The 18,801-nt window shown below is 37.6% G+C and carries 19 protein-coding genes; 7 read left to right on the top strand and 12 right to left on the bottom strand.

Annotated elements, in window-relative coordinates:
• Positions 1-8 precede the first annotated feature (8 nt).
• Positions 9-2,144, bottom strand: a complete 2,136-nt coding sequence (locus tag IEV52_RS05095) for a YhgE/Pip domain-containing protein (RefSeq protein WP_188401414.1) — start codon at positions 2,142-2,144, stop codon at positions 9-11.
• Positions 2,145-2,480: 336 nt separating this feature from the next.
• Entirely contained in the window at positions 2,481-3,647 is a 1,167-nt protein-coding gene (locus IEV52_RS05090; RefSeq protein ID WP_229754193.1) for a M14 family zinc carboxypeptidase, read from the bottom strand.
• A 278-nt stretch (positions 3,648-3,925) separates the two neighbouring features.
• Here IEV52_RS05090 and IEV52_RS05085 point away from each other — a divergent pair, with 278 nt between their 5' ends.
• Together IEV52_RS05085 and IEV52_RS05080 are read left to right on the top strand one after the other, a co-directional pair.
• A complete protein-coding gene (locus IEV52_RS05085) occupies positions 3,926-4,807 on the top strand; it encodes a formate/nitrite transporter family protein (protein WP_188401412.1) in 882 nt (293 codons plus the stop codon).
• 103 nt (positions 4,808-4,910) lie between these two features.
• A complete protein-coding gene (locus IEV52_RS05080) occupies positions 4,911-5,816 on the top strand; it encodes a DMT family transporter (RefSeq protein WP_188401411.1) in 906 nt (301 codons plus the stop codon).
• A 48-nt stretch (positions 5,817-5,864) separates the two neighbouring features.
• Here the strand turns inward: IEV52_RS05080 and IEV52_RS05075 are convergent, their stop codons facing one another.
• The 5 genes from IEV52_RS05075 to IEV52_RS05055 all read right to left on the bottom strand — a co-directional run bounded on the left by IEV52_RS05075 (position 5,865) and on the right by IEV52_RS05055 (position 10,885).
• On the bottom strand, positions 5,865-6,587 hold the full coding sequence (locus tag IEV52_RS05075; protein WP_188402256.1) for an amino acid ABC transporter ATP-binding protein: 723 nt from the start codon (positions 6,585-6,587) through the stop codon (positions 5,865-5,867).
• A 24-nt stretch (positions 6,588-6,611) separates the two neighbouring features.
• On the bottom strand, positions 6,612-7,271 hold the full coding sequence (locus IEV52_RS05070) for an amino acid ABC transporter permease (protein ID WP_188401410.1): 660 nt from the start codon (positions 7,269-7,271) through the stop codon (positions 6,612-6,614).
• Between the two features lie 107 nt (positions 7,272-7,378).
• On the bottom strand, positions 7,379-8,164 hold the full coding sequence (locus IEV52_RS05065; RefSeq protein WP_188401409.1) for a transporter substrate-binding domain-containing protein: 786 nt from the start codon (positions 8,162-8,164) through the stop codon (positions 7,379-7,381).
• A gap of 219 nt (positions 8,165-8,383) precedes the next feature.
• Complete coding sequence (locus tag IEV52_RS05060) at positions 8,384-10,213, bottom strand: PAS domain S-box protein (protein WP_188401408.1); 1,830 nt, start codon at positions 10,211-10,213, stop codon at positions 8,384-8,386.
• Between the two features lie 129 nt (positions 10,214-10,342).
• Positions 10,343-10,885: a flavodoxin family protein gene (locus tag IEV52_RS05055; protein ID WP_188402255.1), complete on the bottom strand. Its 543-nt coding sequence runs from the start codon at positions 10,883-10,885 to the stop codon at positions 10,343-10,345.
• 102 nt (positions 10,886-10,987) lie between these two features.
• On the opposite strand from IEV52_RS05055, the gene IEV52_RS05050 reads away from it, so the two are divergent.
• A complete protein-coding gene (locus IEV52_RS05050) occupies positions 10,988-11,338 on the top strand; it encodes a hypothetical protein (RefSeq protein WP_188401407.1) in 351 nt (116 codons plus the stop codon).
• A 103-nt stretch (positions 11,339-11,441) separates the two neighbouring features.
• Here IEV52_RS05050 and IEV52_RS05045 read toward each other — a convergent pair whose 3' ends face one another.
• Complete coding sequence (locus tag IEV52_RS05045) at positions 11,442-11,702, bottom strand: hypothetical protein (protein ID WP_229754192.1); 261 nt, start codon at positions 11,700-11,702, stop codon at positions 11,442-11,444.
• Between the two features lie 171 nt (positions 11,703-11,873).
• Here IEV52_RS05045 and IEV52_RS05040 point away from each other — a divergent pair, with 171 nt between their 5' ends.
• From IEV52_RS05040 to IEV52_RS05030, 3 genes are all read left to right on the top strand, one after another.
• Entirely contained in the window at positions 11,874-12,305 is a 432-nt protein-coding gene (locus IEV52_RS05040; protein ID WP_188401405.1) for a hypothetical protein, read from the top strand.
• Positions 12,305-13,765 carry an anti-sigma factor domain-containing protein gene (locus IEV52_RS05035; RefSeq protein ID WP_188401404.1) on the top strand — a complete coding sequence of 487 codons (1,461 nt, stop codon included), beginning with the start codon at positions 12,305-12,307 and terminating at the stop codon, positions 13,763-13,765. The genes IEV52_RS05040 and IEV52_RS05035 overlap by 1 nt, the downstream gene beginning before the upstream one ends.
• 103 nt (positions 13,766-13,868) lie before the next feature.
• On the top strand, positions 13,869-14,636 hold the full coding sequence (locus IEV52_RS05030) for an NAD-binding protein (RefSeq protein ID WP_188401403.1): 768 nt from the start codon (positions 13,869-13,871) through the stop codon (positions 14,634-14,636).
• Between the two features lie 33 nt (positions 14,637-14,669).
• On the opposite strand, the gene IEV52_RS05025 is transcribed toward IEV52_RS05030, so the two are convergent.
• The 3 genes from IEV52_RS05025 to IEV52_RS05015 all read right to left on the bottom strand — a co-directional run bounded on the left by IEV52_RS05025 (position 14,670) and on the right by IEV52_RS05015 (position 17,864).
• The gene (locus IEV52_RS05025; protein ID WP_188401402.1) at positions 14,670-15,074 is read right to left on the bottom strand and encodes a YugN-like family protein; all 405 of its coding nucleotides are present in this window, start codon (positions 15,072-15,074) and stop codon (positions 14,670-14,672) included.
• Positions 15,075-15,201: 127 nt separating this feature from the next.
• Positions 15,202-16,551, bottom strand: a complete 1,350-nt coding sequence (locus IEV52_RS05020; protein ID WP_188401401.1) for a glucose-6-phosphate isomerase — start codon at positions 16,549-16,551, stop codon at positions 15,202-15,204.
• Positions 16,552-16,700: 149 nt separating this feature from the next.
• A complete protein-coding gene (locus IEV52_RS05015; protein ID WP_188401400.1) occupies positions 16,701-17,864 on the bottom strand; it encodes an iron-containing alcohol dehydrogenase in 1,164 nt (387 codons plus the stop codon).
• 195 nt (positions 17,865-18,059) lie between these two features.
• Here IEV52_RS05015 and IEV52_RS05010 point away from each other — a divergent pair, with 195 nt between their 5' ends.
• Positions 18,060-18,296 carry a DUF378 domain-containing protein gene (locus IEV52_RS05010; RefSeq protein WP_188401399.1) on the top strand — a complete coding sequence of 79 codons (237 nt, stop codon included), beginning with the start codon at positions 18,060-18,062 and terminating at the stop codon, positions 18,294-18,296.
• A 46-nt stretch (positions 18,297-18,342) separates the two neighbouring features.
• Here the strand turns inward: IEV52_RS05010 and yugI are convergent, their stop codons facing one another.
• Positions 18,343-18,762 carry a S1 domain-containing post-transcriptional regulator GSP13 gene (yugI, locus tag IEV52_RS05005; RefSeq protein WP_188401398.1) on the bottom strand — a complete coding sequence of 140 codons (420 nt, stop codon included), beginning with the start codon at positions 18,760-18,762 and terminating at the stop codon, positions 18,343-18,345.
• Between the last annotated feature and the right edge of the window lie 39 nt (positions 18,763-18,801).

Genomic DNA, 18,801 nt, shown 5'->3' with positions numbered 1-18,801 from the left:
TTTTTTTATTAAGCTGTAATTTCACTGGGTTGATCTTGAACCCTATTCCCCTTAAAGTTAAATACAAGAAAAGCTAATAGTGAAAAAACAATAAAGAATGTAAGCAAAATTGTCATGTTGTAAACAGCTGTCCCGAAATCATTTAGCGTGATTACGGACTTAAACCCTGCGATAGAATACGTAAATGGCATATATTCACTTATCGTTCTTAAATTTTCCGGCAGCATTTCAATCGGGAGATTTGCTCCCGTTATCGATAGTTGCATGATGACCAATCCTAATGCGATAAATCGGCCTATGTTTCCACCGAGGGCTGCTAAGAATAAGACAATCGCCGCAAAGGCAACGCTTACAATCAGTGATAATAAAATCAAACCACCCGGATTACTAACGTTCACTTTTAATACAAAAAGAACAGTGATAAGCAGGAGGATTGCTTGAACAATAGAAAGTGCTGCTAAATGGATAAATTTTACTAAAAACCAATTGAAACCTGAAATAAAGTGTGGTCTTTTAAAATTAATAAAGAGTGACATAATTAAGATTCCTACAAACAACCCGAGTGTTATAACGTATGGAGCAGTTGAATCGCGGTAGTATTCATATTCATTGACCGTTTTACTTTTAAGTTTGACAGGTGACGAGAACATGTTAATATTATCGTTCTCTGTGTTCAATTTCCCTGTTTTCTCTGCACCTGACTTTAGACCAGAAGTTAGTTTTTCACTTCCTTCATTCAATTTCCCTGCCCCATCATTTAACTTCGTTGCTCCTTGAGATAGTTTTCTCCATCCCTCATCTACCTTGCTGTTTCCATCTGAGATCTTTGCTGCACCAGAATCTAATTTTGTAACACCTAATATTAGTTCATTCCATCCTTTATCAACAGCGGCATTTCCATCTGCTATCTGCTTTGCCCCAGCTTCAAGTTTTACAGCTCCTTGATCAAGCTTGCTTTGACCTGCTAACAGTTGATTAAGCCCTTCATTTAGTTCAACTGTTCCTGGCGCTAAATTATAAGCGATTCCATCCGCTACTGAAACTGCTCCTTCGTTCAAAGCAACTGACTTGGCTGATAGATTATTTAAACCACTTGATATTTCTTTGGCTCCATCTAGGATTTGTTGATAATAAGGTCCAATATTCACAGTCGGATTGGCTTTCTTATATTCTTCCAGTCCGGCAACTAACCGATCTGCTCCAGCTGCTAGTTTAGAAGATCCATCTTTTAAACGGCCTGTACCATCCGCTACTTTTCTGCTTCCTGGTACCAATCGCTCTGAAACCCCCGTTTTTAGTTCCTCGCTTCCTGCTTCAGCTTTTTCTAATCCATCTAAAATTTGAGAAGAACCACTTTTTAAGGTGACCAATCCACCATGTAACTGATCTGCACCAGAAGCTAATTTATGAATATCACCGGATTTCCCTTGTAGATTATGAAGTAAGAGCCCTGTACCACTTTTGAGTTCTCTCGTGCCGTTTGCAAGCTTTGATATATCGGATTGTTTGGAAGTTACAGTTGCTGCTAACTCGTTTGTTCCTTTATGCAGCTGATCAGTTCCTTCTGAAAGCTTAGAAGATCCATCAGCCGCTTCTCCAAAACCTTCTGAGACCTCTCCTAAGCTGGCAAACATATTCGTTACATATTTTTGAGTGATTGTATCGGCTAGCTTTTCCCGCATCTTTTGGGTAGCTGTTTCAGTAACTTTTGAAGCTAAAAAATTTAGACCTTCATTTTGAATATACTCTAACTCAAGCTTTTTCGGATTTGGATCTAAAACTGTAGTAACCCTTTCAGAAAAATCTTCCGGGATGATAATCGCCATATAATATTCGTTATTCTGAAGACCTTTCATAGCTTCGGTTGAATTTACAAATCTCCACCCTAAGTCTTTTCCTTCTTTCATGTTCGCAATTAGATCATTGCCCACATGAATAGCTTGATCGCCTGCCGCGGCACCTCTGTCATTATTAACGACCGCTACCGGCAAGTTTGAAAGATGATCGTAAGGCCCCCAAGTAGCGGATAAAAGAATACCACTATACACAACAGGGACGAGCAATGCTGCAATTATAGAACATAAAATGGCCTTATTAGCGGAAAGTTTTGCAGACTCATTGAAAAACAGCTTAGCTAAATTCATTCATTCACCTCCCTAAGGTTGTTTAACACAAAATGAATGAGCAGCCATTCATTTAATTATCATAATATTCAAACAATATTATAAAAGCTAGTAATTCTTAAAAAACACATATTCTTTACTATATATACTCCTTATAAAGTAGTATTTTGATATTTTAATCATATAGGACATTCTATACAAAAAAGCTTTGACCGATTTAAGTCAAAGCTCCTTTTTACTATATTCTATTGTAGAGACCTCGATTATTGAGTTGGTCCACCATGAGGAAACTGGTTCATGTGATTACTTCTGGTTTAATATCTTGAAAAATAAAAACTTGTTAAAGATGAACTATATTTACCTTAGTATCCATTTTGGTCCAAGGATCGTTTGTATGCGATAAAAGTTTCCATATGAGGCATTCACTTTATATGTTCCTGCGTACAAACTTGCCGCTGCCATTTTGTGATTCACGTTTGGTCTGTCATAAAGGGGTACCTTTTGCGTAAGCGTTATTGTTTTTGTTAAGGGTGTTATCCGATTCTCCCAGCGCCTATCTCCCTCTATCGCCATGTAAAGGCCTGCTTTTTTATTTCTTGCCCATTCTTCTGGAAAAATGGTGATAGACGGGTTCGTTTCACCTGCATACGGAGCAAGTTCAAACGTAAATCCTGGCCTTTTAAATTTCTGGATGAACCAATCTTTATATCCTCCTCCACTTGATAAGTTTGTATCAGGCGGAATCAGCCGATAACCTGTCATGTTTGCTAGAGCAGCACCAAGCGTTTTATCTCCTTCGTAAGTTCCGGTTCCATAATTAAAATGATAATAAAGAATTCTTCCAGCTGTATGGTAAGAATTTGTTATTTCAGGATCGACTAAATAAGTAAGTGCTGAAACTGCTTTAGCTTCAGCAGTCACAAGGGGTGCAGTTCCTTTATAGTCTTTGTAAGAAGGCGATTTGGCATTATTATTGATTTCTTCCCATCTGGCAGGATATTGCCTGTTCAGATCAATTCCTTGAGCATTGGATTTCCATCTTTTAAAGTCTTTGCTTCCGCCGTTCATTTTAATAAGGTTTGCATGTGACGCAGTTGGAAAAGCCGCCAATCCTTTTTGCTGAAGTGTAACCCCATCTGGATTGGTCATAGGTATAAACCATATCGATGTATTGTTTAGCACATGCGCAACATTATAGCCATCCATTGAACTATTTAACATGTACTTTTCACTATATTGATCGATCATTTCCATGACGATGTTTGTTGTAATCCATTCCCTTGCATGATGGGATGCATTATATAGAACAGTAGCATCCCCTCTCCCCAGCTTCACTGCCCATATGTCTCTGCCGTAGGGCGTTTTACCAAGTGACCGATACTGAACAAGCCCCGGGTATTTTTGGGCTAGCGTTTTGATATTACTTGTCATCATCTCATATGTATACGTCTGGTTAGGATTTACGTAGCTTGCCGCTTCTCCTTTATGACTCCAGATCGATAGGCTTCCAAGCAAAATCCCCATGAACAACATAAAACCCTTCTTCAACGAATTCTCTCCTTCCAAAATCTATTATTATTTGAATATATTAATAATATAGGAATAAAAGAGAGCCATTCGCATGAAGATAGTAACCTTTATTGTTTCAATTTGATTACTACAATTAAGCAAAATCTCATAGGAATTTGGTATTTAAAAACAAAAAGAACAAGACTGACCTTAATTTTATAAAAATTTGGTTTTGCATGTTTCTAGTTATGGGAAGAGTAGTAGGACGGATGACAAAATTTGAGGGACTATAGATGAAAAATAAAAACAAAGTAGATGTACCAGATCGGCAGTACTTTTTCCCCGTCCAGATTATTGAATACTTTATTGAAGAAGGAAAGGCCTCTCTACAGATCACGAACTTGGCACAATTTATTTTATCATTTATGGCAGGAGCTTTTATTGCGTTTGGGGCACTTGGCTCCGTGCTTCTCTCCATGCAAGTCGACACACTTGGGACATATAATCTCTTATCTGGTGTCGGGTTTGCTATAGGGTATACGATGATCTTTTTATCAGGCTCCATTCTTTTTACAGAGATTAATATCTTGCTTCCAAGTTATATCCTTCAGAGTAAGTATTGGATTAGCAAAAAAGTTCTTCGATTTTGGGGAATTTGTTATATCGGAAATTTTCTAGGAGCTTTATTTGTTGGGTTTCTCTTAAATCTTTCAGGCTCATTAGACAAAGAGTTTTATGAAGGGCTCTTAAAATTTATGGAGAAGAAGATGGAATTTACAGATCGTGGTACATGGGGATGGTTTCAGGTTCTTTTCTCTGGTATTCTTGCAAACTGGCTGATTGGCATAGCAGCCGTTTTAGCTACTGCTGCCCGTGATGTAATGGGAAAGATATTCGGTATTTTATTGCCAGTTATTATTTTCGAAGCTGGAAATTTCCAGCACGCTGTAGCAAATATGGGGTATTTCAGTATTTCTGTTTTAGAGGGCTTTGAATATAGCTGGTATGAATTTATTCTGCTTAATTTAATTCCAGCCACTATTGGAAATCTCATTGGAGGTGGAATCTTAGTCTCTTTATTACTATCATTTGCATTTAAAGAAGATATTGACGATGACATTATGAAAGAAGAAGAAGAGGATGTTGAGAAGATCACAGAAAAAATGAATCAATAAGATAAACTGGGTATAAAACACTTTTATTGTCATATACAATAAAGGTGTTTTTTGTTAGAGTTCAATTAGTAGTCATTATTTAGTTAGAAAAGGATGAATGGGTATGCCTTATCAAACGAGGATTGCCTTTTTTTATGTAGCCATAGGAGCTTCGCTTTGGGGGATTATTGGTTATTTTGTAAAAGAATTAGCTGAACTTGGCTTTACTCCTCTACAAATCGTTTTCTTAAGAGCAGCCAGTGCGTTTCTATTTTTTTTGTTATGGATTGTCGTTCAGCAGCCTTCTCTTCTCAAGATTAAGGTCTCTCACTTGTGGTATTTTTTCGGTACAGGTGTAATGAGTGTTTCCTTCTTTAATTGGTGCTACTTTACCACCATTCAAACATCTTCAATCGCCATTGCAGCAATCCTGTTATACACTGCTCCTGCTTTTGTGCTGATCATATCTCTTTTTGTATTTAAAGAACAACTTACGAAGCAAAAGCTGTGTGCATTGTTTGTTACTTTGCTGGGCTGCACTCTAGTATCAGGTGTATTTTCAGCTCAATTAGAACTTTCTATGCAAAGTTTGTTGATCGGGTTAGGGGCTGGACTTGGATATTCGCTTTATAGCATCTTTGGGAAGTTAGCCGGTAAGAAGTATGAGACATTGACCATTAGCTATTATACGTTTTTATTTGCAATGGTTGTTCTTTATCCGACTAGTCATATTTCATCTTCTGATGCTAATGTATTCAGTACGAGTGCCATTCTTTATATTATGGGTCTTGGGCTTTTTCCGACCGTTTTAGCATATTGGTTTTATACGCAAGGCTTGAAACAACTCGAAGCAAGCAAAGCTTCTATTGTGTCTACCATTGAACCAGTAGTAGCCACGATCATGGGGCTGTTGATATATAAGGAAAACGTATCCCTGATTCAAGCAGCCGGGATTTTACTTGTGCTTGGTGCCGTTCTGTTGATTCAAGAACGAAAGCCTAAAACAATGGCCACCGAAAATACTATATAATAAACGTTAAAAAGGTGCAGCTTTATCATGCTGCACCTTTTCATATTTTTATAGAATAGAACTTAAAAAGTCTTTCGTACGATCTTCTTTTGGATGATTGAACAGCTCATCAGGTCTTCCTCTTTCCCAAATCTGACCGTCATGCATATATACCACTTCATCTGCCACTTCTTTTGCGAATCCCATCTCATGTGTCACAACGACCATCGTCATACCTTCTTGTGCAAGTTCCTTCATTGTAGCTAATACTTCTCCGACTAGTTCTGGGTCAAGTGCTGAGGTCGGCTCATCAAAAAGCATAATATCCGGTTTCATGGCAAGTGCCCTGGCTATTGCAACACGTTGCTTCTGTCCGCCAGATAGTTTTGCTGGATACACATCTGCTTTATCTGATAGTCCAACTTTCCCTAGCAAGGCTTTTGCTTCTTTTTCAGCTTCTGATTTATTTTGATTTTTCACCATAACAGGTGCCTCCATAACGTTTTCCAGAACGGTTTTATGAGGAAAGAGATTAAAGTGCTGAAACACCATCCCCACTTTTTGCCGCACTTCGTTTAAGTTATGCGATTTAGGATCAATTTCTTCCCCTTCGATAACGATTCTTCCGCCGTTTTTTATCTCTAGGAAGTTTATGCATCGAAGCAAGGTGCTTTTTCCCGACCCACTCGCTCCGATTAACACGACTACATCACTTTCATGAACTTCTAAATTGACTTCTTTTAAGACTTCTAGATCACCAAAGCTCTTTTTTAAATTCTCAATCCGTATCATTTCTTTTTTCAACTCAAACGCCTCCTATTCTCCAGCTGAAAGTTTCTTTTCCAACAGGTTTACAAGTAGAGTGAAAAGAAGGACGAGGATTAGATAATATAAACCTACGATGATCAAGTAGGTCATTTCATCAAATGTTCTAGACCCTTGTGTTGTTGCAATACTAAACAGTTCGTTTAGAGCGATGAACGATGCAAGTGAAGAATCTTTAAGGCCGATTATGAATTGATTGCCAAGTGGTGGAAGTGCTCTTTTAAAAGCTTGGGGCAATATAATTCTTCGCATCGTAAGTCCGTAAGTCATTCCTAATGAGCGTCCTGCTTCCATTTGCCCCTTATCAACAGACTGGATGGAGCCTCTAAAGATCTCTGCAATATAAGCCCCGTTATGCATAGCAAGACCAAAAGCAGCAGACCAAAAAGCAGATATGCCAAGTTCAGCAAGTCCAAAATAAAAGATAAAAATCTGAACGATTAAGGGTGTACCCCGAATAAGTGCGATATAGATATTAGCAATCCAATTCAACACCTTGATCCCTGAAATCTTAAATAGAGCAAACACAAGTCCGATACCTGTACCAATTAGAATGGAAACAAAGGTAAGTTTTAATGTAATCCAAAGTCCTTTAATAAAGAGCGGGTAACTTTCCATTAATACGTCTATAATGTGTGCGAGATCAAACATGCCATACTCCTCCCCTTTTCCTCTCTTTTCTACCTTAATTTTTCACTATCTTTACTGATAAAAAGAAAGCCACCCTGCAATAAACCATGCGGGCGGCTCTCACACCATTATTCAGGCTTTTTCGTGATATCAGCACCGACGTATTTTTCACTGAGTTTAGCAAGCTCTCCGCTATCCTTAAGCTTCTTTAAAGCTTCATTGATTGCTTTTAACAGTTCTTTATCTTCTTTTTTAACAGCTATCGCTTGTTCACTCGTACCTAGCTGTTCTTGTTCCACAATCTTAAATCCTTTTTCTATCGCTTGTTTTCCTGTGATCGCATCTGTAATCACCGCGTCATGCTTCCCTTCACTTAGCGCACGCAGTGCTGTCGCATCACTGTCATAATTTTTAATTTGATCTGTATAATCTTGAGCGGATTTTTCATAGGTAGAACCTTTTGAAACAGCAACTTCTTTTCCTTTTAAATCTTCTTTTGTTTTAATATCACTATCTGGTCTTGTGAATATAACAGGACCTGAATAATAATATGGCTCGCTAAAATTCACTGCCTTCTTTCGATCTTCAGTGATTGTATGACTTGCCACTGCTGCGTCAAAACGATCTGCCTTTATTGCGGATACAGCACCATGAAACTTAAACTTTTCCGGTACGGCTTTTAACCCTAGTTCATCTGCTATAGCTTTACCTACTGCAACGTCAAAGCCTGTTAGTTCTCCACTGCTATCAACTGAACTAAATGGAGGGAACTCACCAGAAACAATAAAATTAAATTCTCCTTCATTTTTCAGTTCAGGTCCCCCATCACTTGAATCACTGCTGCCACAAGCAGCCAATAAAGACATTAAAAAAACCACCACTAAAACACCCAATTTTTTCTTGAAATCTTTCATTCTTATCCTCCTTGAATATCCCATTTTTTTGATTCCCCTACTATACTAGGGTAGCATGAATCAGGATTGTTCACAATTTTACGTCAATTCATTTCAATCATATAGATCTGATTTTTCATGCTTCTCCTCTACATTTACCCTTAATAAAAAAGTTATAAACACTTAGTCAGCAAGCAAAAAAAGGCACATTTCAGACTGGCTGAAATGTGCTTTAATAGATTATGGTAAAAGTTTATTAGGAAGCAAGATCGTGACGGTAGTCCCGATACCTAATATACTTTCAAACGTAATATTACCATGATGATTTTCAATTATTTTTAATGAAACCATCAAACCTAATCCTATTCCTTTTTCTTTATTTGAGTAAAAAGGTTCACCCAGTTTAGCAAGCCGTTCCTCACTTATTCCTTCACCTTGGTCTGTTATCTTTATAAACACATACCCTTCATCATGAATTCCTGTTTCTACAAAGATCGTACCACCATTAAGCATAGATTCGATGGCATTCTTTATAACATTAATTATCACTTGTTTAATCTGATTTCCTTCACAAAGGATATTCGGCACATATCTTAGATGTGTATCAAATTGAACATTATTCAGATTTGCTTCGGAATCTAGTAGAGTAATGGTTTGCCTAATAAAATCATTTACACTTCTTTGCTGAAAGACTGTTTCTTGATGTGGTTTAGCCAAGACAAGAAATTCATTGATGATCGATTCAATCCTATCCATTTCTGATAGAATAATCTCGCTATGCAGATCCTCCATGTCAGGTTTCATTAACTGAACAAACCCTTTTATGCTTGTTAGCGGATTGCGTATCTCATGAGCTATTCCTGCAGCAAGTTCACCTACTACAGTGAGTTTATCTGACTTCCTGAGCAGTTCTTCTTTTTCCTTGAGGTCTGTAATATCTTCAGAAATTCCAGCTATTCGATAAATTTCTTCTTGGTCATTCGTTATCGGGAAAGCTCTAGTTCTGATCCAGCGCACTTTTTTATTTTTACCTTGAATACGATACTCAATTTGAGACTCACCTTGAGCAATCGACTTTATAAACTCTTGTACTGATTCATTATCTTCAGGATGAACTTCATCAAACACCGATACGAATGTTTCCGAATCTTCTAGCTCCCATATATGTTCATATGCTTTAGAAACATATAATAATTTCCGAGTCTCATAATCTTTCATCCAGAATACATCTTTTGCGTTTTCAGCAAACTGCCGAAACCTTTCTTCACTTTCTCGAAGTCCGATTTCCATTCTTTTGCCTTCCGTTATATCTCTGGAAACACCAACAATGCCCTCGACTTGCCCTTGATCGTTTTTTATAGGCGAAAGAATAGCCTGATAATAATAACGCTCTCCATTGCGCACATTACCCCATTCATAAATCTGAGATCTTCCTTGTAAGACGAGCCGGCATGCTTTCTCTTGCCCTTCAGCAATATCATCACCAAAGACTTCCCGTATGGTCTTACCTAAGAAATATGATGGCTTTACCTGATGCTTCTCCATCCATTTTCCATAGATCCCCGTATGTATAAGGTTCTGATCCAGCGTAAAAACAGTGTCTTCCATCGAATCAACAAGTGAATAAAAACGTTCTCGACTCCGGCTAAGTTCTTTTTCATTGTTCATTAACTTCTGATTGTCAGTTAATGTAATCACGATTTGCTCCAGCCGGTCAAATCCATCAAATATCGGTGCTGCAGCAGCCAGAACGTATTGAATATTCCCTGTTTCTTTGCACTGCAGACCAAGTTCCAAAGGATCGGTTTTTTGGGTTTGTTTAGCCCATTCTAAGTAAACGTCTTGAAGAGAAATGTTATGGTTATGCTTATCTATCACATTAAAAGGCAGGTTATAAAAAAAACGGTCTTCTATTTCCACTTCAGCCAGCCCTAAAAGGCTGCAAGCTATTGTATTGGCAAATATCATTTTTCCAGAGGGTTCTATTACTATAATCCCGTTATTCACGGCTTCATAAAATGTGCGAAGCAACTGTTTTTTATTCTGTAATTCAAACGGAGTTTCTCGCATAGGCTACATCCTTGTTGAATTATTTTTATTATTGTTTACAAGAATTGTCTTTTCTCTATTTTTCTATTAAATACATTAAATTACAAGATTTTTATATATATTTATTTTTATATAAAAAACACACAGTCATCATTCTGTGTGCTTCTGTAATACTTTTCTAAATTCCATAGCATCGGATATACTTCTAGAATCCGATTGTATCTCATGAGGTGCATTTGCTTTTCCAATCAAATAACCGGCAAACTCTGTACCTGAAAAATCAAAGATGTATTGAAATTGCTGAATGAGTGGTAAAGCTTTTATCCGCGGGTTATCGCCTCCAACTGTAATAACAAATGCCTTTTTACGGCCCATTTTATCTTTGAAGTTTAGCGATTCATCTCTTAAACTTTGTGAGAAACGATCTATAAATTTTTTTATCACACCACTCATTCCGTACCAATATACAGGGGTAGCAAAAATAAGAATTTCGTGGTGGATAACCTCTCGCATCAGCTCGTCATAATCATCATCTACCTTTACAAAGCCACTCTTTGTATGACGCAAATCATCAATAGGATTGACTTTGTAATTTTTGAGGTAAAAAGAAGTGTACTGCATCCCTTCAAGAGCCAGTTTTGTTAAAGTCTCTGTATTTCCATGATCTCTGGAACTTCCAAATAGTACTGCTATCTTCATAGGTAATCACCTTTCTCTTTAATTTCCTTTTAACCTCTCATAAAAATTGAATCCATAGAATAGATTTAAAAATAGAGAATTGGAGGTCTATTATTTATGATTTTATTTTTAATTAGCTGCCTAATTGCTTTTTACCTTTTAACGATACACGATTCCAGGAAAGTTAAACAAGTGATTTGGCCAGTAATAGCTGTTATGGTTGTTGTCAGTTTGATCAGCTTGCTTACGATGGATCCAGACACTGTCACTTATGTATTTTGGCTGAAAATATTCTCCCTGTTATTCTTGATACCAATTTTAATGCTTGTTATTCGGAAAATCTGGCAGTTGAGTGCAGGAACAACAAAGTGGATCCAATATGCAATTGTCATTCCGGTATCTTTATTATTTATTGTAACGCTATGGGTTTCTTGGAACATGCTTCCCATCGTGCTGTATATTCTTTAAAATACTGAAATCTATATTCTTAAAAAACCGTCTTAGGAATAGTTCCTAAGACGGTTTTTTCATTCGTTATTTAAAGTGTCCACTTCAGATAAACAAACAAGGACTATTTGTCTTTGTTTGGGGTCTGTCCCCCCTGCATGAGTGAAAGTACTTCTTTGACGATCGTGTTAATCTTTTGGTCGATGAATTCGTCACCAAAGTTTTCTTTTGCCTTTTTTATTGCCGTAATGACGTCTTCATCATACTGAATCAAGTCTTCGTCATCTTCTGCTTCGTTATATAAATCGATCATGCTGTCTAATCCTTCTTGCATGCGATCTATCGCTTCACTATATTTTTCACGGTCCTCTTTATTGTATTTCACAATTATCACCCATTCACATCTTTTCCAACTCTTTGTACTATCAAACTCATTAAACATTCACTGGCATGACTTTTTTCACTATTTTTTCTAGTGAAAGTATACTATAATAATTTGGTTATTATTATCTTGAAATATATATTTTTACATATGGTACGGAAGGAGGGGGAACAATTGATTCGCCGGTGGTTTACCAAAAAGAATAAATCCATGCAGCCGGGGCTTGAATCGCATCATACGGATTCAGCTTTAAGCTTATGCTCCAATACAATGGCAGAAATAGATCCTGTTAAAGAAATCTCGCATTTTAAAATGCGATTAAAGGAATTCGGAGTAGATTTTAAACATTTAGTAGCCAGTACTCCACAAGAGATAGATGATAGACATCAAGCCATTCAAGTGGCTGAAGAGATAGCGGGAGATCCTGATATGCGAAACTACTTTTTAACATGGAAACGATTGCCCCTTCTTCATAATGAGAGTACACAGCACCAGAAACTCACCATGAAAAGGCAACGAGAATACATAACCGCACTCACACTTATCTTTATTGAAAACTATCATGTGTTACTGCAGTATGTGCCGGGCACGGGAGGAAAACACTAATGAACAAAGCGATTATTGTAGAGGTCAGCAAACGCCACCTTATCGTTCTGGCTGAAGGCGGCGAATTTAAAAAGGTTAAAAACACAAATGCTGCTTACGCAGTAGGACAAGAAATCACTCTTCCTTTAGTACATGAGAAAAAGAGTTCAATCTTTTCTATTCTAGTAAATTGGAAGACGGGTACTGCTGTTGCTTTAGCGATTTTTCTTTTGTTCTTCCAAGTTCTGTCCCCCCTCTCAGGACAAGGAGCTTATGCATATGTTGGGATGGACATGGATCCAAGTCTGGAATTAAAGATCGACGAGGATATGAAAGTCCTTGAAATTGCCGCTTTTAATCAGCAAGGTCATAACGTTTTGGACCATATGCCAGATTGGGAAAAGAAAGACATCGCATATGTAACGAGCCTTATCTTTGAAACTTGTGAAGACCTTGGATACTTAAAAACACAAGAAGAAGTCTTAATTACTACAACCTTATCTGAAGAGATTCCGGAAGATATGGAGAAAGAAATGAAACAACGTGTAAACGAGGTTATGACGAATACCGCAAAAAAGAAATCGGTTGAAATGACAACGATTGTTATGAGTTCTAAAGAGCGTGAACAATCAAAAAAGATGAACATGTCACCTGGACATTATGCAATCTATACAGCAGCTAAGAAATCGGGCATTAAGATTACAAAAAATGAAATTTCTGGTCAAACCATTGAGGAAATCTCTGAAAAAGTCGGCCCGATTAAAGAGCTTTTGAAAGAAGAAGAGAAAATAGTAAATGCTTCTGCAGAAGAATCAGCAGACCTGGTATACGAACCCCCTCTTCCCATTCTAGATGAAAAAGAACAAGACGAAAAAACAAAAAAAGAAATACCTATATTACCTGTCTATGAAAAAGTAGACGAAGCTCAAAAAAAGAAACCCATTCAATCGCAAACAAGCCATGTTGTTATTTCACATAACGAAGAACACCCAGCAGCTGAACTGAAAAAAGAAGATAAAGAAGAAAAACAGGTAAAACCGAATTCACCTTCTGCAGTGGTAAGTGTACATGGAAAAGAAACTTCAAAACCACCACAAAAGGATGTCCCTGCGGCGATTGTTCCACCTAGGGATGAAACGCATAAGGAAGAAAAACCTAAAGAAGTGAAGCCTAAAGAAGATCGACCAAAAGAAGAAAAACCGAAAGAGGATAAACCAAAGGAAGCAGAAAATCCTCCTAATCCTGTTGAGGAACCTGTTCTAATCGATCCTGAACCAACTTCTGAACCAAAAGAAGATTGCTTCTATATTGAAATTATTATGGATGGCATCGTTATTGAAGTGAGGATGAAAACAGATTCACAAGTTATAAGCGAAGAACTTTATAAACAAGCTATATCACTTAACAATCAAAATTCATCAGATCCTGTTATGCAGGAGAGCTCAGTTCCTACCGAAGCAATAACTCAACAAGCTTCATAAAACAAGACCTCTTGGGTAAAACCTGGAGGTTTTTTGTTTTCTCTTTTTTCGTATAAACAGGACTCTTTTTTGGCAATAGTGATAATAGGAGGAGAGTGTACCTATGCGCGAAATCTATTACGTATATCTGAGAATGCCTATGCTAATCAGGCTAGGTATCAACTTATTTATTATTCTTTTTTTGAGCGCTGTTTTAGTCCACCTCTTCGAACCAGATACGTTTCCAACCATTTTTGAAGGTTTTTATTGGGCTGTTATGACGGCAGGAACAGTAGGGTATGGTGACTATGCGCCACATTCATTTAAAGGCAGGCTACTCTCTATCTTCTTGGTCTTTTTAGGCGGGTCTTTTTTAGCCTTTTTAACGGTTCATTTTGCCAGCACTGTCGTAAAGAATGAAAATCGTTTCTTTGAGGGGAAGAATATGTACAGAAAAAAAGATCATTTTATCATTGTTGGATGGAATGAACGTTCACGAAATACGATCCAAGCAATGAGAAACATACTTCAAACAGATCACATTGTTTTGATTGATGATTCGTTAAAAGCCAACCCGCTATATATGGAGGGTCTCCATTTTATTCACGGCAAACCGAGTATAGACTATACGTGGATAAAAGCTCGTATCGAAAAGGCTCACACAGTACTTATTACTGCCGATGCTAACTTAAAAGAATCTGATGCTGATAGGAATACGATCCTTTCCATTCTTACAGCACGAGGATTAAATACAGAAGTATCAATACATGCTGAAATACTAACCTCCGAACAGGCAACAAATGCTAGGCGTGCGGGTGCTGATCATATTATACAAACGTCTAGTCTTGCTTCACATGCAATGGTATTAAATTTAGAAAAAGAGCTCATATAAAAAAACAGATAGGATTTATAAGCCTATCTGTTTTTACTTTAAAAGAGCCGTTTCCACTTTTTGCACCAGTTCTTTTCCAATACCTATCCACTTTTTATCAATTGTAGCGTCTGGGTCTTGAGGTTCTGAAAATTGGTTTAAACTGCCTGATAGATTTCCTGTTTCAGCGTTATCATCAAGACCGATCTGATATTTGTGTGATAAAAGAAAAGGTTCACCTAATTGAATCACTGTATCTTTTTTATCCAGTTCACCCTCGACTGCTTTAAACGGGATTCTTAAAAAGGTGTATCCTATTTCATCGTCAATTTTATAGTCAAAATATCCATGGTCATAATCCCAATTACCTCCGTATGAAAAGCCCATGCTCTTCATCACTTCTTCCGCTTCATTCAAAGCACATAATTGATTCTCCAGCTTGCTTTTAATGAGTTTCATGTACGTTCCTCCTTTGTATCCTATTGTTTAGCGTATCCAAATCATGAAAAGATTATTTGGATGTTTCATCAATGGAGAAAGGAGATAAAAAAACTGGCTCAACCGTTGTTAAGCCAGTTTAAAACCATTATAGACGTTTTTCAAGTTCTTCTTTTTCTTTTTCAAATCCTGGTTTACCAAGTAAGGCAAACATGTTTTTCTTATAAGCCTCAACACCAGGCTGATCGAAAGGATTAACACCTAAAAGGTATCCACTAACTGCACATGCTTTTTCAAAGAAATAGACCATATACCCAAAGTGATAAGGTGTCATTTCAGGAATGGAAACGATTAAGTTAGGTACTCCGCCATCTGTATGTGCAAGCAGTGTTCCTTGGAACGCTTTCTTGTTTACGAAATCCATCGTTTGACCTGCAAGGAAATTAAGCTTATCCAAGTTTTGGTCATCTTCTTCAATCGTTAATTCTTCACGAGCTTGATCGACATAAAGAACGGTTTCAAAAAGGTCACGTCGACCTTCTTGTACATATTGTCCCATAGAATGAAGATCAGTAGTGAAATCAACAGATGCAGGGTAAATTCCTTTATAATCTTTTCCTTCACTTTCTCCGTAAAGCTGTTTCCACCATTCTGATACATAGTGTAAGCCTGGCTCGTAGTTAACCATCAATTCAATTGTTTTCCCTTTGTTATATAGCGCATTTCGGACGGCTGCATATTGATATGCGCTGTTTTCTGCCAGGTTTGGATTATTAAAGTCGGATGAAGCTTCCTTAGCTCCATTCATCATTTCCTCGATGTTTACTCCGCTAACCGCAATTGGTAAAAGTCCTACTGCTGTTAACACTGAGTATCGTCCACCAACATCATCAGGAATAACAAATGACTCATAACCTTCTTCGTTAGCTAATGTTTTTAATGCTCCTTGAGCTTTATCTGTCGTAGCATAGATACGTTTACGTGCTTCTTCTTTTCCGTACTTTTCTTCCAAGAACTTTCGGAAGATACGGAAAGCGATAGCAGGTTCAGTAGTAGTTCCTGATTTAGAGATCACGTTTACGGATACATCTTTATCTTTTAATACATCAAATAGTTCTTTAACATATGTTGATGAGATGTTTTGCCCGGCAAAAAATACTTGTGGCGTTTTACGCTCTTCGTTTGATAAAAGGTTGTAAAAAGAATGATTTAACATTTCGATGGCTGCACGTGCTCCTAAATAAGAACCGCCGATTCCCACCACGATTAATACATCTGAGTCACTTTTAATTTTTTCTGCACTTTTAACGATACGGCTAAACTCTTCACGGTCATAATTTTCAGGCAGGTCTACCCAGCCTAAAAACTCGTTTCCTGCACCTGTTTTTTCGTGAATAGCATGGTGTGCTGCTTTTACAGCACCTGATAGATAATCTACTTCGTGCTGGCCGATAAAAGAAAGGGCCTTGCTATAATCAAAACTTAGCTTTCTTGTCATATGTAAGCCTCCTAAAAACATCATTATTCTTTCACTTTATACAAGTACAACTTTCAAATCAAGGAACCAAGCAAATGAAATCGGTTTCTTTAAATAGACGAAATATTCAAAACTAACGATAAGAAAAAGGAGGGGTACATCCCCTCCTTTTATAATGACATTCTTAAGATGTTTAATACATCTTCTTTATTTTGACTCTTAAAGTTACCGAACTCTCCTCTAGCCATTGCTTTATCGGCAATAAGGTCTAGTTTAGAGTCATCAATGTCATAATCTGCTAAAGCGCTTGGAGCGCCAAGAGAAGTCCAGAACGCTGATAGACGGTCAATTCCTTCAAGAGCAATTTCTTTATCAGATTTACCTTCTGATTCAACGTTAAATACACGAACAGCAAGCTGCTTAAAGCGAGCTACATTTGTATCTACATTATGTCTCATCCAGTTAGGGAAAAGGATGGCTAAACCGCCTGCATGCGGAATGTCATAAACAGCAGAAACTGCGTGTTCAATATTATGACTGCCCCAATCACCACGAAGTCCCATTTGCAGAGTGCCGTTCAGCGCCATTGTACCGCTGTAAAGGATAGTCTCACGTAAATCATAGTTTTCAAGGTCCTCTAAAAGTTTAGGTGCAGCTTCCATTACGGTTAAGAGAATGGATTCTGCAAAACGATCTTGTAACGGCGTATTTGTTGCATTATGGAAGTATTGCTCAAATACGTGTGACATCATATCAACGATACCATAGATCGTTTGATCTCTTGGTACAGAGAATGTATATGTCGGATCTAAAATTGAAAACTTAGGGAATACAAGCGGACTTCCCCATCCATATTTTTCTTGTGTCTCCCAGTTCGTAATGACAGAACCTGAATTCATCTCAGATCCAGTTGCAGCTAAAGTTAGGATTGTTCCAAATGGAAGTGCTTCTTGTGGCTGAGCTTTCAATGTTATAAGATCCCAAACATCTCCATCATATTTTGCACCGGCTGCGATTGCTTTTGTACAATCGATAACACTTCCGCCCCCCACAGCTAATAAAGTATCGATTCCTTTTTCTTTGCAGATTTCAACTCCTCTTCTAACAGTTGAAACCCGCGGGTTTGGCTCCACCCCTGAGAGTTCACTGACTTCCGCATCCATTTTCTTTAACTCATTCATGACTTCGTCGTATAGCCCATTACGTTTAATGCTTCCGCCTCCATAAACGACAAGCACTTTTTTCCCAAAGTTCCCTAGTTCATCTTTTAACGTTTGAATTTGATTTTTTCCAAATACTAATCGAGTTGGATTGTAATATATATATTCGTTCATCATGATCTCTCCTTCGGGCATGGTTAACCCGTATTATGTGGGACAGGGAAAGCAATGTAAAGTAATTAGCTTACCGAATATTAGGATGTGTTTAACTGCTTTGTTTCATTTAGGAGATTAAGGGAATGTATAAATAAAGTAAAAAATTGGCACCATATGTGGGCAGTCTATTGATACAGATCAGGAGGAAGTATAATGAGTGGATTACAACGTTTTGCATTAGCCTTAGTGATCATCGGAGCAATCAACTGGGGTCTTATTGGATTCTTCCAATTTGATTTAGTGGCTGCTATTTTCGGCGGACAGGATTCTGCATTAGCTCGAATTATTTATGGCCTAGTTGGACTCTCTGGTTTATATTGTTTAACATTGTTATTTAAGCCTTCTGAAGAACTAAGCCCTGAAGGTCAAGCGGAACATAATCGCGCTTAAATATTTGTACAATAAAAAAAACCTCTCGACTCGAGAGGTTTTTTAATTATTTCTTAAGACGCTTGTTTAGTTGAGCCTGGCGGTCAGTAGACTCTTTCAACCAGTCTTTAAGTTTTGCTTCAAGTGTGTTGAAACCTTTGTTAGCATCTTGGTTGTTGCTTGTGTTGCTCTTTTTGTTGTTGTTGAACCCACCTGGGCGGCGTTCTTTTTTAGGTGCAGGAGCTGGAGCTTCCTGTGTTTGTCGGATGGAAAGTGAAATTTTCTTGCTGTCTTCGTCAACAGAAAGAATTTTCACTGACACAACGTCCCCAACACTCAAAGCCTCATTAATATCTTTAACGAAACCATGAGAAACTTCAGAAATGTGTACAAGACCTTGTACATTATCATTTAATGCAACAAACGCACCAAAAGGCTTAATGCCTGTAACTTTACCTTCAACAATGCTACCTACTTCAAAATTCATGAAAACACTCCTAACTATTTTTTAACCTGTTAAGTATAA

Source organism: Fictibacillus barbaricus (assembly GCF_014635025.1).
Classification (GTDB): Bacteria; Bacillota; Bacilli; order Bacillales; family Fictibacillaceae; genus Fictibacillus; species Fictibacillus barbaricus.
This window is presented reverse-complemented; position numbering and strand designations above follow the sequence as displayed.